Genomic DNA, 14612 nt, shown 5'->3' with positions numbered 1-14612 from the left:
TCAGCGGCTGATGGCGGTCTTGGCGTAGGACTCGCGATCAATGTCGAGAATCTCGACACACAGTTGCACTTCAACCTCCGCCGGCCACTCGCAAAGGTCCTGTACCACCGCCAGCAAGCTTTCAGACAGTTGCTGCTTGATCTGCGGCGAGCGACCGCTCAACAACGCCAGCTTCACATGGACGAACCCCCGTTCAGCCAACGCGGTACCCACCTTGAACGTCTCGACCTTCATCGCTCGGCTCTTGATGTCGAACTCCGCAGCAAACTGACCGGAAGCCACCAGGGTGTTATTGAGCCGGATCAACGCCACGTCGGCGTTCAGCCCGGGCAGGTTGGCGGTGTATTCCATGTGCAGGTGTGGCATGACGCGGCTCCAGAAAGGGTGTGCAGAAAGAGTGTGCAGAAAGGTCCTACGTATAACACAGCGTTGACCGACGACTCACTGGGCCAACGGCAGTGACGAACGTTCACTCATGAACCCCTCCAGACGCGAACGCAACCAGCGTTCAGCGGGGTCGGTATCGACATGGCTCAACCAGACCATCGACAAGTCCAGCGTCGGGGTCTCGAACGGAAAGGGTTCCTTGAACAGCAAGCCAGAGGCGGCCATGGCTTCGGCGGTGTAATCCGGCAGGCTGGCAATCAAATCAGTGCCGGCGAGCAAGGCCGGCAACGCACTGTATTGCGGCACGGAAAGGACGACCTGGCGCGTGCGACCAATCTCCGCCAGCCACTCATCGGCGTAACCACTGACGTTCGCGGTGTGGGAAACCAGCACATGAGGGCGTGAGCAATATTCATCGAGCGTCAGCGGTGTGTCGGACGCATCGGCGCGCAAGATGCTCGGTTGAATGTGCCGCAACAGCTTGCGCTTGGCATTGGCTGGCAGGCCGCGGGTCTGGCTGATGCCGACGGTGATGTCGCCGGACGCCAACAAGTCCGGTATGCGCCAGTAGTCGACGTGCTGAACCACGAACACCACCTTCGGCGCTTCCTGGCGCAAGGCCCGCAACAGCGGCGGCAGCAGGCCGAACTCGACGTCATCCGACAACCCGATGCGAAAGGTCATGGTGCTGCTGGCGGGGTCGAAATCGTGGGTCAGGCTCAGGGCCACCGACAGCGAATCCAGCGCCGGCGACAGGTACTGAATCAGTTCCTCGGCGCGGGCCGTCGGCTCCATGCGATGGCCGACGCGAATGAACAACGGGTCATTGAACATCGTGCGCAGGCGATTGAGCGCGGCACTGATGGTCGGCTGCCCGAGAAACAGCTTCTCCGCAACCCGCGTCACGTTGCGCTCGAGCATCAACGTTTCGAACACCACCATCAGGTTGATGTCCGCCTTGCGCAGTTCATTGCGATTCATTCATTGCCCCCGGTCCCCGACACTCACGGCAGTGTAGAAAGGCGCGAGGGGAGCGTCTACGTGCAACGGCCATCAATTGACCGTCAAGGCCTTCAATCCGAGTGCAAGTTGTCGCACGTCCTGGCCCATTGCGAACTGTTTTGGACTGACGGCATCGGCAAACTGAAATTGCAGCCTCAGTACACCCTGACTCGCTACCCGCGCTTGCATCTCGGTGGTGAGCGGCATTTCGATAACATTGCCATCGGCCTGCTCAAGCAGAGTATTCATGGCCGGCAGGTCATTGATGCTGATGGCGACACGTTGGCGAGCATGCCCGGGAGGAAGGAACGCCGTGGCCTCCAGACGCAAGGAATGCACGGGCGCCGGGACCCGGAACATGACTTCAGCTTCAGGCTCCTTGGACCAGGTCCCCCAAAGCTCGGTATCGGACCACCCCTTGGCCAGCAGCGCCCCGCCTTTGCTGCCGGTGTTGAACAGCGTTTTTTGTCCGGGCTCCAGCGATGGAACCAACTCCAGCGGATTGATTTGCGAGGTAGCCTGTGTGCAGGCGCTGCACTGTTTCCAGCCCGGAGCAAGCACCGTGAACCCGTCAATCCTGGCGAACAGATCCGTTGGGGTATTCACGTTTCTCACGGCCTGCATCCAGGCACGGTCATCGAACAGGTACAACGAATCAGCGTCGTACTTGCCCGACGCCATTTCACGCCCGGTGTCCTGCCCGGATTTTATCCAATTGCCCGTGTCCACCCGCCCCAGGTAAACGGCATTCGTGGCAAGGCCATGGGCGCTGGCAAAATCAGCCACTGCCATCCAGTTTGGGGACTGGTTTTGCGGAACCACCCAACGAATGTTCCGGTAATGAGCCGCTGCACTGTTCCAGAAGGGATCGACCATGGGCGAGGCCCACTTCGATGCGGGTTCAACCATCAACTGCTTGCGAACGCCGGCCCAGCCGGCATGGGTGTCCAGCACCTGTATCAGCAATGCCAGGGACAACAGACTCACGGCGGTGCGGGAGGTATTGGCGCGGATCACCAGGAAAATCATGGCGAAGATAAACGCGTAGTACAGCGGCCAGAACATCCGCCCGGAAGCACGGAAGACGTTGGCGATTGAAATCACCCAAGGCGGCAGTGGAAAGGTTATATCGAGCGAGCCTAAAGCCACATGGTTGGAAATCGAGAACAGGCCCAGTCCCACCAACGCTACCAGCAATAACGGCCAGCGCCGCAGTCGCTGGAAAAAACCTGTACGGCCTTGAAGTAACCCCACCAGTGCGCAAATGCCCAGCGTCATCAGCCCAAGGCCAAGGAAAAGAAATCCTTCAACCTCACCGAGCCCTTGAACACCGGGTAAATCCTTCAGCACATAGGACCACTGCCCCGCCCAGTTCCCCGGATCGATCAGCGACAGCAGGTTCATGGCGTACAGACCAAAACCGGCCGATATCGCACCCTCGCTGCCCACCGAAAAATAGCCCGCCTGCCAGCAGCAAACAGTGACCAGCGAAAACAGCCCGATCAATTCGATGGCAGCAGGCTGCAGTGTCAGTTTTTTCTTGAAATAGCCGCTCGTGAGATCGGCGATCCAGATCACTGCAACCATCGCCAAAAAATACGCATGGATCAACGCGGCCGCCGCTAGCAACGCCCCCCAGGCCAGGCGTCGACGACGCAATTGCGGGTGCAGCGCCAGATACAACGAGGCCAACACCAGAAAATGCCCACCCAGGGACAAATGGAAAGGCATGCGCATGAGCATGGGCGGAACAAACAGGAACAACGCCGTACTCACGGCACGCACACCCACGTGGGTCGACACCAGCCCTACCAGTTTCCAGGCAAACCAGGCCTGTAAAACGAAGCAGGCCAGGAACCAGAGTCCGAAATACTGGAAAGGCGTTGGCAACAGAGAGGCGAACGGTTTGAACAAGAATGCCAGCAGTGGATTGGAGTCAGAGAAAATGATGCCATTGCTCAATTCCAGCCCATAGGAAGGATTGTGTCCAATGGGAAAGGTCCAGGGCGACTGTCGGAAAAACACCCAGCCCAGATAATGCGTCGCCGGATCACCATTACCCAGCCATGCAATGTTTTGAGGGTTCAGCGCCCTTGGCCCAACGACGATGAAAAAGGCCAGAACACCGATCAACACAGGCAACAGGTTGATCGGCAACTGCTTAACCAAGTCCTTCATCGATACGTCCAGAAGTTATGCAGTACAAAGGTAAATGCCGGAATAGTCAGCGCCACCGCGCCAATCCCCAGCAAATAATGCAGCCCGGCCAATTGCGCGGCCCACGCCACCAGCATCGCCAGCAGAAAACCGGCACCGGACACCATCATGAAACGCAGCAGCGTTCGGCCGTGCAGCCGTGCGGAAAAACTCCAGGTGGTGTTGATCACGTAAGACACCACCGTCGCCACGGCAAAAGCCACGCCGTTGGCCAGTGGTGGCTGCGCCACCACGAAATTGATGAACAGCACGGCCACCAGCGCATGCAGCGCCGTGACGAACAATCCGGTCACGGCAAAACGCAGGCCACGCTTGATCAGGGCGGATTTTTCGGCCGACGTCACGGCTTCTGCGCCAGCACAAACACCGTCAGACCCGCCCAGCGATTGGCGCCCATAAGCGGCAATTCGAGGCGGCACAGCGTCTTCAGGATCGAATTGACCAACGGGTGATGTCGCTTGAGTTGCGAGCGCGGCGGTGACGGTTGCGCGCCTTTGGGCAGCAGCCGCAATGTGGCTGCTATCGGGAACACCAGGCCGAAGTAGTAAGCACCCTGCTTCACCGTCAGCCCGGCATCGCGCGCCACCGTTTCCAGCTGAGCCAAGGTGTATCGGCGTTTGTGTTCAAGAAAGTCATCGTGTCCGCTCCACAGAAACTGAAACGCGGGCACCGTCATCAGGAATCGACTGCCGGACGGGACTTTATCCACATACGCCTTGAGCAAACCGACGTCGTCATCGACATGCTCCAGCACGTCCATCAGCAGCACCAGGTCGGCATCCAGCGCGTCGACTGCGCGTCGGTAATGCACGGGTTTTGCGGCGGTGGTCGTGTCCGAGTCAGCTTCATAACTAATGTCTACGCACCACGCCTCGGTGGCCGGTGAATGCTTTAGCAAGTGGTGAGTAAAGAACCCGGAGCCTGCGCCCACATCGAGAATCTTTGTGAAAGGTGTGTTGCCCAACAAGCGCATGGTCGCCGCCGCTTTGGAGGCGTAATACCAATGCTGGTCGATGCTCGAACCGAGGATGTCGGTTTCCTTGAGGTCCATGCTTCAGTCCTTGGGGTCGTAGACACGACGCACCAAGAAAACCGGGCGGCGCTTGGATTCGATGTAGGTCCGGCCCAGGTATTCACCCAGCACGCCGATGCCGATCAATTGCAAGCCACCCAGAAAAGTCACGGCGACCATCAGCGAGGCGTAACCCGGCAGGTCAATTCCGGAAATCAAGGTGCGCAGGATGATGAAAATGGCGAACGCGAAAGAAATCAGCGAAACAACCAGACCAAGGTAGGTCCAGACCCGCAGCGGTTCAGTGCTGAAACTGGTGATGCCTTCCAGGGCGAAATTCCACAAGCGCCAGCCGTTGAACTTGGTCGCCCCCGCCACCCGTTCGGGGCGCTCGTAGTTCACGTAAGTGGTGCGAAATCCGACCCAGGCGAACAGGCCTTTCATGAAGCGTCGCGACTCGGGCAGTGTCTGCAAGGCATCGACCACGCAACGGTCCATGAGCCGGAAATCACCGACGTTTTCCGGCAGGTGTTGTTCGGCAATCTTGTTGTGCAGGCGGTAGAACCAGTTGGCCGAGGTCTGTTTGACCCAAGAGTCGGTGTTGCGACTCAGACGATGGCCCAGCACCACTTCATAGCCTTCACGCCAGCGGGCGATCATTTCAAGAATGACTTCAGGCGGGTCCTGCAAATCGACATCGATCGGCACCACGACCTGTCCGGTAGCCGTCTGTAAACCCGCAGTCAGCGCCGCTTCCTTGCCGAAATTACGACTCAGGTCGACGATGCGCAGGCGTGGATCTGTCTGCTGGCGTTCCAGCAGCAGGTCCAGTGTGGCGTCGGTGCTGCCGTCGTTGACGAAAACCAGCTCCAGACCAATCAGCGTCTCTTGGTTGAAGACGTCATTGATCCGCGCGATGAACAAATCGACGGTCGCTGCTTCATTGAACACCGGGATGACGAGCGACAACGCCAGAGGCCCGGTCAGATGCGTTCCGTGCTGATGAGTCAATTGATTGCTCTTTTTTATAGTGGTTTTACGACAATCCGGGGGCATCGACAGGTGCTCGACGCATGAACCGAATCGTATTAAGCAGGACCGAGGAAGGTGATGCAAGGGCGAATCCGAGGGGGAATTGGCCATTCCCACCGGCCCGCTGGCGCCGGCAGAAATATTTTCAAATGCCTGGAAACAAATGCTGGATGGCCAAAAAAGCCAGCTCCGCTAGGCTTGCCCCCGATGCGTCACACTGGTTGTCGCTATAACCCATCGCATGGAGCGAGCAGTATGTATTTCGAGATCTACAGGCAGTCCAAAGGCACCCCGAGCACCGGCAAAGGACAATGGCGCTGGCGGTTGAGGGCGGGGAATCACGAGACGATTGCCAGTGGTGAGTCGTATGTGAACAAAGCCGATTGCCTGCACGTCATCGGGTTGATCAAAGGGGTCGAGGGTGAAACGCCGGTGAAGGAAATCTAGGCCTGATAGCCAGTGCCCGAGGCAGATAGCTGATTCTTGGGCTGATTTCACTGGCCTCATCGCGGGCAAGCCCGCTCCCACAGTGGATTGCATTCGTTCAGGAAGAATGCGGTCTACTGTGGGAGCGGGCTTGCCCGCGATGGAGCCCGAAAATGCACCATCAAATTCCTGGGTAACAATCCGCGTCAGACAGGCAACGGATTCAGCGCCTCATCAAACTGCGACAAGCGCGGAAACTGCATCGGCAGGTCATCGCTCAAGTGTTCCAGACGCTGCTGATAACCCTGCAGGAACTCCTTGCGCGCTTCATCGCTGATGTACGGCACATGCCAGGCCACGAACGGTTCCAGCACCTCGAAGCCGACATACGCCAGCGTGCCGCGCAGAATCGGTCGCAGCATGTCTTCCAGCGGACCGTGAATCGCGCCGTCACCGAACATGTGCTCGCGCCCGCCCAGGGTAACGGTCACCAGCGCTTTCTTGCCGCTCAAGCCACCCTGGTCGTAAAAGCGTTTGCCGCCGTAGCAAATCCCCGACACCAGCACCCGGTCAATCCAGCCCTTGAGCATGGCCGGGGCCGAGAACCAGAAAATCGGGAAATTGAGGATCAGCAGGTCAGCCCACAGCAGTTTGTCGAGTTCTTGCTGGATGTCCGGCGCCAATGACTGGCTCTTCACCCCAAGACGTTGCTCCAGCGCATACACCAGATATTCAGGATTCTCTCGCGAAGAAAAGTCATCGGCGCTTGCCACCGGGTTCCAGTTCATCGCGTACAAATCGCTGACCTGAACTTCATGCCCCTGGGCTTGCAGGGTTGCGACAGCCTGGTCACGCAACGCGGCGGTGAAGGACTTCGGCTCCGGGTGGGCGTGGACGATCAGTACTTTCATGGCAATTCCTTAAACGTTTACACACGTTGAATTTGAAGGCGGTAACGCGCGGGGTCATTGGACGATTACACCTGAATCGCCTTCACTTCAACGAACTCGTTGAGCCCTTCCTCGCCCCATTCCCGGCCATTGCCCGATTGTTTGTAGCCACCGAACGGCGCCTGATAATTGAAGACAGCGCCGTTGAGGAAGCACTGCCCGGCACGCAGTTGCCGCCCAAGCTGCAAGGCGCGCTCGGCGCTGCCGGCCCAGACGCCGCTGGACAGGCCGAAAGGTGAATCATTGGCGATCTGGATTGCCTGCGCTTCATCGGTGTAGGGAATCAGGCACAGCACCGGGCCGAAGATTTCTTCCTGAGCGATGCGCATACGGTTGTCGACATCGGCGAACAGCGTCGGGGTGACGTAGAAACCACGCTCGAACTCGCCCGCCGTGTCCCCGCCATACACCAACCGTGCGCCCTCCTGCTGGCCGACCTTAATGTAATCAAGCACGGTACGACGTTGCGCTGCCGAGCACATGGGCCCGAGGAAACTGTTCGGGTCCAGAGGATCGCCCATGCGCAGGTTCCGGGTTTCGGCGATGGCCAGTTCCACGGCTTCGGCGTAACGACTGGCCGGCAGCAACATCCGGGTCAACGCGGTGCAGGTCTGGCCGGAGTTGATCATCACGTCCTGCACGCCGTAACGCACGGCGGCGGCGAGGTCCGCGTCTTCGGCAATCAGCAGCGGCGACTTGCCGCCGAGTTCCAGGCACACTCGTTTTACCGACGGCGCGGCCGCTTGCGCCACGCGAACGCCGGCACCGGTCGAGCCGGTGAACGAGACCATGTCCACGTCCGGGTGTTTGGCCAGCGCTTCACCGACCTTCGAGCCGGGCCCGCTGACCAGGTTGAACACACCGGCCGGCAAGCCGATGGCTTCGATCATCTGCGCCAGCAAAAAGGCGTGCAGCGGGGTTTCCTGACTGGGTTTGACCACCACGGTGCAACCAGCGGCCAGCGCCGGGGCGAGCTTGCCGATCAATTGATGCAGCGGGTAATTCCACGGGTTGATGAAGGCGCACACGCCCACCGCTTCGCGAATCACCAGCGAGTTGCCGACCTCACGCACTTCGTCCATCAGGCCTGCGAGTTCGACGTAGTGCTCCAGCCCGATGATCGGCCCGTCGACTTGCACCGAGCGGCACCATTGCACCGGCATGCCCAGTTCAGCGGTAATGACCGAAGCCATCTCGTCAGCCCGCGCGCGCAACTGCTCGGCGAGGGCGCGGATGTAACCGGCACGCACGCTCGACGGCGTGCGTGACCATGAATTGAACGCCTTGCGTGCGGCGGCCACCGCGTTGTCGACATCGCGCTCATCACCCAGCGGCACCGAGCCTGCGACTTCTTCTGTGGCCGGGTTGATCACTTCGGCAATGCCCCGCCCCGACGGGGTTTGCCAGCGACCATCGATAAACAGCGTGGTGTGGTTATGCATGAATGGGGGACTCCAGCAGTTCAATGGCGCAGCGGGTAATGCGCTGGCAGGCGTCACGCAACGGCTCCGCACCCAACACCAGGCCCAGTCGAATGTGCCCTGCGGCGCTCGGACCGAAGGCTTCACCGGCCAAAACTGATACGCCATGGCGGTCGAGCAAGCGGTCGGCAAACGCCTGGGCACTGAGGCCTGTGTCACGAATGTCGACCATCACGAACATGCCGCCATCGGGTTTCAAGGCGCGCACGCCGGGGCAATCAGCCAGGCATTCGCAGACCAGATCACGGCGTTGGCGATAGGCTTCGCGCATCGCGTCCAGTTCCGGCAAATGGCTTTCGAGGGCGACGACGGCGGCGTCCTGCACGAAGTCCGGCAAGCCGTACAGCATGCACAGCGCAAGGTTTTCCAGATGTGCCGCCAGGGCCGGTGGTACGACAGCCCAGCCGATTCGCCAACCGGTCATGGCGTGGGATTTCGACAAACTGTTGAGTGTCGCGGTGCGCTCGGCCATGCCCGGCAAACTCGCCGGGCTGACATGCTCGCCGTCAAACAACAATTCGCTGTAGACCTCATCGGAAATCAGCCACAGGTCGTGGGCGATGCACAGGTCTGCCAGCGCTTGCCAGGTGGCCCGCGATAAACTGGCCCCGGACGGATTGTGCGGGCTGTTCAGTGCCAAGGCCCGAGTGCGCGGCGTGATGCGGGCGGCGACGTCTTCAGGCAACACGCGAAAACCGTTTTCGGAACGCACCGGCACCGGCACCACCACCGCGCCACACGCACCAAACACGGCTTCATACGTCACGTACATCGGTTCGGCGACAATCACTTCATCACCGGGGTTGAGCACGCATTGGGCAACGCTGAACAACGCGCATTGCGCGCCGGCCAGCACGATGACTTGATCGGCCGAAACCTGTTGGCCGCTGCGGCGCCCGTAGTGCCGGGCGATGCTTTCACGCAGGGCACGCTTGCCACGCACGTCGGCGTAGTGAGTATGGCCGGACAACAGGCTGTCGATGGCGGCTTGCACAATCGGCGCCGGCGTATCGAAATCCGGGTCGCCGACCGACAGCAGCAGGATATCTTCACCCTGCTCCTGCAGCGCCAGCGCGCGGTAATGAATGTCCCAGGCGGCAGCGCCGTCTCCGGCGATGCGTTGTGTCAGATCAGAAAAGCGCATGGCGATACCTCTGCCAAAAAATGAAAATCAGTGCGCGCACGCATGCTTGAGTTCGATCAGGGTCACGCCGTTGCGCTTGAAGCCGTGGCGCAAATCGGTTTGCAGCTCGGCCAGGCTTTGCGGCTGGCTCACTGTGCAGCCGAACGCGCGACCGAGGGCGGCGAAGTCCGGGTTGCGCGGCAGTACGCCAATCGGTTCGATGTCGAGCCCGAGCATGTCGTCGCGAATCTGCCCCAGCGCGTCGTTGTTCCACAGCAACACCACCAGCGGACTGTCGAGTTCTTCGACGGCGGTCGCCAGTTCTTGCGCGGTGTAGAGGAAACCGCCGTCGCCGACCAGCACCAGACCCGGCCGCTGCGGCGCGCCGAACTTGGCGCCGATGCCCGCCGGCAAGCCATACCCCAACGTGCCGTAGCCGGTCGGGTGCAACCAGCTGCGGGTTGCCAGGCTGTTGAAGGCGTAGTTGCCGGTGTAGGCCAGCTGGGTCATGTCGGTGCTGATGAACGCGTCGTCCGGCAGCTCGGTGGCGATACGCTCGAGTATCGCCTGGTGAATCGACTGCAACGGGCCGTGGCCCTGCTTCACCGCTTCACGCATTGCCGCGACGGCGGCAATCGCCGCGCTGGCATCGCGCGTGGCGGGCGGCAGGCGTTCCAGCAACGCTGCAAGGGTTTGTTGCGCGTCACCGTGCAACGCCACCGCACAAGGGTAAAAGTCGTTGAATTTGCGTGGGTCGATGTCCACCCGCAGCAGTTCGGCATTCAGTGGCAGACGCTCTCGCCAGAAATCGGTGTCGGCCATTTCGGTGCCAACCGCCAACACCACGTCGGCCTCGGCGATCAGGTTCCAGCCGGGCTCGACGCACAGGGTCGAGCCCGCATTGAGCGGTGCATCCGGCGGCAACAAGCCTTTGCCGGCGACGCTGGTGAACAGTGGCGCGGCGAGTCGGTTGCTGATGTCTTGCACTGCTTGCTGCGCGTTCAATGCGCCACCGCCCGCAATGATCATCGGCCGCTTGGCGTTTTGCAGCTTGGCCACGGCTTCTTCCAGCGCGGTGGTTGAGGCGGCGCCACGACCGGGACGACGGACCACGTCGCTACTCCAGTCGCGGCTTATTTTTGCTGACAGCACGTCCAGCGGCACCGAAATGTGCACCGGGCGCGGACGTTCGCTGTCGAACACCGCGTAGGCACGGGCGATCAATTCAGGCAGATCGTCAGTGCTCAGCGCCACCGCCGAGAAGGCGGTGATCGGCGCGGTCATCGCGCGTTGATCCTGGGTTTCGTGCAGGCAGCCCCAGCCCTTGCCGAGGCTGGCGGTGTGGTTGACGCTGGAAATCACCAGCATCGGAATCGAGTCGGCATACGCTTGGCCAATACCGGTCGCGGCGTTGGTCACACCGGGACCGGTGATGATGAAGCACACGCCCGGTTTGCCACTGACCCGGGCGTAGCCGTCGGCCATGAAACTGGCGCCTTGCTCGTGGCGGGTCAGCACATGGCGAATGCCACTGCCGGGCAAGCCGCGATACAACTCCAGCGTGTGCACGCCGGGAATCCCGAACACGGTGTCGACGCCGTAGTTGGCCAGCAATCGCACCAGTGCCTGGCCGCCCGTCAATGTTGTGGTTTGCATGTTCACATCCTCACTCGTGGCCAAGGCGAATCAACGCATCGACCGCAGTCGTGCCAGCGGCACCGACCAACAATGGGTTCACATCGAGTTCCAGCAGTTGACCGGCGTTCTCACAGGCGTAATCGGCCACCGCGCGGATCGCCGCGACCAGCGAGTCCAGGTCCGCTGTTTCGCGCCCGCGAAACCCTTGCAGCAATGCAGCACTGCGCAGGCTCGACACGGCCTTGCGAATGGCGCCGTCGGTGGTCGGCAGCAGCAGGCTGCGACTGTCCTTGAGCAACTCCACCAGAATTCCGCCAGCGCCAATGACCAAGGCGAGGCCAAAGTCGTTTTCGCGCTTGATGCCGACGATCAATTCGGCCAGCGGCGGCTTGGCCATCGGCTCCAGCAGCACTTGATCGAACGGCACCTGCGGCGCGTACTCGGCAATGCTCGCACGCATTTTTTCCAGCGCGGCGCTCAGGGCCGCGGTGTCCTTGAGGTTCAGCGCCACGGCACCGGCTTCGGTTTTGTGGGGCAGTTGCACGCTGACCGCTTTGAGCACCAAGGGGTAACCCAGTGCATTGGCATCCGTCAGAGCGTTGGCTGGCGTGCTCAAGACACCGTTGGGCGTCGGCAGGCCAAAGGCGCGCAATGCCGTTTTGGATTCCCACTCGTTGAGCAGGTGACCATCACTTTCTAGCGCCTGTGGGCACAGCGGCACCAGCGCCGATTCACCGAGCGCCAGCAGTGCCTGACGATTGCGCTGATAACCGGCAATGCGCCCCCACGCGGCCAAGCCGTCTTCCACGCCTTGCAACGCTGCCACACCTTGCGCATGCAGGCGTTCACGAGCGTGGGCCGGTAGCAATTCGGGAAACGCCGAGGTGACAAAACCGGTCTTGCCGTGGCGCACCAGTGCGGCGCAAAACAGCTCCAGCAGCAGGTCGCATTCTTTGCGTTCGCCGGTGGATTCAGACGGGTAATCCAGCACCAGCATCGCCGCGTCCGCTTCGGTGCGCAGGGCGCTGTCGAGCATGCGGTTCAACGCTTCGCCGTCACCCCAAATTGCAGTGGTGAAATCCAGCGGATTGACCAGGTTGGCGTAGCTGGGCAGCACCTGCGCCAGTTCGTTGATTTGACCGGCATCGAGCTTGGGCAAGCTCAGGTCATTGCGTTCGGCATAGTCAGCAATCAGCCCGGCATCGCCGCCAGAACAGGCGAGCGCAATCAGGCTGTTGCCTGCTGGTAGCTTGCCGCACGCAGCAGCCTTGAGGGTTTCGACAAAACTCACCGGGCCACTGACGCGGATCACGCCCAGACGCGCAAACAGGCTGTCATACAGCGCATCGGAACCGGACAGCGAACTGGTGTGGCTGAGCGCCAGTTCGGCGCCGATCTGCGACACGCCGGTTTTCAGGGCGATGATCGGAATGCCCTTCTCCAACGCCTTGTGCGCGGCGCGGGCGAAACCCGGCACGTTTTTCAGGCCTTCGAGGTGCAAGCCGATGGCGGTGACGCGCGGTTCATCGAGCAGCACGTCCATCAATTCGGCGATGCCCAATTGCGCCTGATTACCGACCGACGCCATGTAGGCCACCGGCAGCGAGCGGTCGCTCATCGACAGGTTGTAGGCGAAGTTGCCGCTCTGGGTCAGGACGGCGACGCCCTTCTCCACCGGTTTGCCGCCATGGGCCACCGGCCACAACGCGGAGCTGTGCAGGTAATCGAGCAAGCCGTAGCAGTTAGGGCCGAGCAAGGCCATGCTGCCGGCCGCTTTCAGCAACTTCTGCTGCAAGGCCTGGCCTTCGGCGCCGGTTTCGGCAAACCCGGAGGCGTAGCAGATCGCGCCGCCCGCGCCTTTGGCGGCCAGTTCGGCCACGCAGGTCAGGGTCAGTTCACGGTTGGTGGCGATGAACACCGCGTCCGGGCCGCACGGCAGTTCGGCGATGCTGCGCACACACGGCACACCTTCAAGGCTTTCATGCTGCGGGTTCACCAGCCACATCTGCCCCTGGTAGCCACCTTCGGCGCAACGCTTGAGCGCGCGGGCCATGCTGCGGCCACCGACAAACGCCAGATGACGCGGCGCGAGCAGGCGTTTGAGGTTGTCACGAATCGTCTGCGACATAGAAATTCTCCGGGGCGATCAGCGCAGCAGCGGCCGCAGTAATTCGCGGGAAATGATGTGCCGCTGGATCTCCGAGGTGCCTTCCCAGACGCGCTCGATCCGGGCGTTACGCCAGATGCGTTCCACCGGGCATTCATCCATCAGGCCCATGCCGCCGAAAATCTGCACCGCTTCATCGGCGACTTTGCCGAGCACCTCACTGGCGAACAGCTTGGCCATGCCGGCCTCGCCATCGGTCATGGTGCCCTGGTCCATTTTCCAGGCGGTGTGCAGGGTCAGCAGTTCGGCCGCGCGGATCTGCGTGACCATGTCCGCGAGCTTGAACGAGATGCCCTGATAGGTGCCGATCGGCTGGCCGAACTGCTTTCGATCCGCCGCCCATTGCAGCGACACATCCAGCGCGCGTTGCGCCTGACCGACGCAGTTGGCGGCGACCATCACCCGCCCGGCGGTGAGCCAGGCGTTGGCCACGTCCCAGCCCTTGCCGACTTCGCCCAACACTTTGGAAGCCGGTACGCGGCAGTCGTCGAAGAACATTTCGAAGGTGTGATAACCGCGATTGCTCACGCATTTCGGACCACGGCGAATGGTCATGCCCGGCGTGTTGCGATCGACCAGGAACGAGGTCACGGCGTTACGCTTTTTGCCGTTGTGTTCGTAGGTGTCAGTGACGGCGAAGACGATGGCGAAATCGGCGTGGCCGGCGTGGCTGATGAAGTGCTTGCTGCCGTTGAGAATGAAGTCATCGCCCTCGCGCACGGCGCGGGTCTTGATCGCATTGGCGTCGGAGCCGGCGCCCGGTTCGGTCAGTGCGAAGCAATCAATCTTCTCGCCCTGAATGCACGGCAACAGGTAATCGTTGATCTGGTCGCCGGTGCAGGCCATGAGGATTTTCGACGGGCGAGCGACGAACACGTGCAGCGCCCAGGAAACCTTCGACAGCTCACGCTCGATCAGCGCCTGGGACAGGTAGTCCAGACCGCCACCGCCCACCTCCTCCGGCATGTTGAAGGCATAGAAACCGGCGGCGATGGCCTTGCCGCGAATCTGTGCCGCCAGCTCTGGGGAGACTTCGTCGGCACGGTCGACCGCTTCCTCATGAGGCAGCAGTTCCTTGGCGACAAAGCTGCGTACCGCGTCCACCAACATTTCTTGTTCTTGGGTCAGTTGGAAATTCATGGGGCTACCTGTTGTTCGTGTGCTGAAGGTGGTGTTC

General features: G+C 61.1%; 13 protein-coding genes. 1 reads left to right on the top strand and 12 read right to left on the bottom strand.

The genetic code is table 11. The features are described 5' to 3' along the window. The 6 genes from LOY55_RS06730 to LOY55_RS06705 form a co-directional block, all read right to left on the bottom strand. Nucleotides 1-366: a 5-carboxymethyl-2-hydroxymuconate Delta-isomerase gene (locus LOY55_RS06730; protein ID WP_046029609.1), complete on the bottom strand. Its 366-nt coding sequence runs from the start codon at nt 364-366 to the stop codon at nt 1-3. A 75-nt stretch (nt 367-441) separates the two neighbouring features. Further along, nucleotides 442-1368, bottom strand: coding sequence for a LysR substrate-binding domain-containing protein (locus LOY55_RS06725; protein ID WP_223522405.1), 927 nt, complete (start codon nt 1366-1368; stop codon nt 442-444). Between the two features lie 72 nt (nt 1369-1440). Further along, nucleotides 1441-3567, bottom strand: a complete 2127-nt coding sequence (locus tag LOY55_RS06720; protein ID WP_223522404.1) for a DUF6311 domain-containing protein — start codon at nt 3565-3567, stop codon at nt 1441-1443. Next, the gene (locus LOY55_RS06715; protein WP_109787414.1) at nt 3564-3950 is read right to left on the bottom strand and encodes a GtrA family protein; all 387 of its coding nucleotides are present in this window, start codon (nt 3948-3950) and stop codon (nt 3564-3566) included. The genes LOY55_RS06720 and LOY55_RS06715 overlap by 4 nt, the downstream gene beginning before the upstream one ends. Then, nucleotides 3947-4657: a bifunctional 2-polyprenyl-6-hydroxyphenol methylase/3-demethylubiquinol 3-O-methyltransferase UbiG gene (locus tag LOY55_RS06710; RefSeq protein ID WP_109787413.1), complete on the bottom strand. Its 711-nt coding sequence runs from the start codon at nt 4655-4657 to the stop codon at nt 3947-3949. The genes LOY55_RS06715 and LOY55_RS06710 overlap by 4 nt, the downstream gene beginning before the upstream one ends. Nucleotides 4658-4660: 3 nt before the next feature. After that, on the bottom strand, nt 4661-5674 hold the full coding sequence (locus LOY55_RS06705; RefSeq protein ID WP_223522403.1) for a glycosyltransferase family 2 protein: 1014 nt from the start codon (nt 5672-5674) through the stop codon (nt 4661-4663). Between the two features lie 231 nt (nt 5675-5905). Here LOY55_RS06705 and LOY55_RS06700 point away from each other — a divergent pair, with 231 nt between their 5' ends. Next, entirely contained in the window at nt 5906-6097 is a 192-nt protein-coding gene (locus tag LOY55_RS06700) for a DUF1508 domain-containing protein (RefSeq protein WP_046029596.1), read from the top strand. A 185-nt stretch (nt 6098-6282) separates the two neighbouring features. Here the strand turns inward: LOY55_RS06700 and LOY55_RS06695 are convergent, their stop codons facing one another. From LOY55_RS06695 to LOY55_RS06670, 6 genes are all read right to left on the bottom strand, one after another. After that, complete coding sequence (locus tag LOY55_RS06695) at nt 6283-6987, bottom strand: NAD(P)H-dependent oxidoreductase (protein ID WP_046029594.1); 705 nt, start codon at nt 6985-6987, stop codon at nt 6283-6285. 65 nt (nt 6988-7052) lie between these two features. Then, nucleotides 7053-8468, bottom strand: coding sequence for an aldehyde dehydrogenase family protein (locus LOY55_RS06690; RefSeq protein WP_223522402.1), 1416 nt, complete (start codon nt 8466-8468; stop codon nt 7053-7055). After that, nucleotides 8461-9651 (bottom strand): pyridoxal phosphate-dependent aminotransferase, encoded by a 1191-nt coding sequence (locus LOY55_RS06685; protein WP_077430714.1) that lies wholly within the window; start codon nt 9649-9651, stop codon nt 8461-8463. Before LOY55_RS06685 ends, LOY55_RS06690 begins: the two co-directional genes overlap by 8 nt. Before the next feature lie 27 nt (nt 9652-9678). Further along, nucleotides 9679-11286, bottom strand: a complete 1608-nt coding sequence (locus tag LOY55_RS06680) for a 5-guanidino-2-oxopentanoate decarboxylase (RefSeq protein ID WP_223522401.1) — start codon at nt 11284-11286, stop codon at nt 9679-9681. Between the two features lie 10 nt (nt 11287-11296). After that, the gene (locus tag LOY55_RS06675) at nt 11297-13396 is read right to left on the bottom strand and encodes an acetate--CoA ligase family protein (RefSeq protein ID WP_223522400.1); all 2100 of its coding nucleotides are present in this window, start codon (nt 13394-13396) and stop codon (nt 11297-11299) included. A gap of 18 nt (nt 13397-13414) precedes the next feature. Further along, nucleotides 13415-14575 carry an acyl-CoA dehydrogenase family protein gene (locus LOY55_RS06670; protein WP_077430717.1) on the bottom strand — a complete coding sequence of 387 codons (1161 nt, stop codon included), beginning with the start codon at nt 14573-14575 and terminating at the stop codon, nt 13415-13417. Nucleotides 14576-14612 lie beyond the last annotated feature (37 nt).

It is taken from the genome of Pseudomonas sp. B21-040, from assembly GCF_024748695.1.
In the GTDB taxonomy this organism is placed as follows: Bacteria; Pseudomonadota; Gammaproteobacteria; order Pseudomonadales; family Pseudomonadaceae; genus Aquipseudomonas.
Note: the sequence above shows the minus strand (reverse complement) of the source record. Positions and strands in the feature narration are given on the sequence as shown.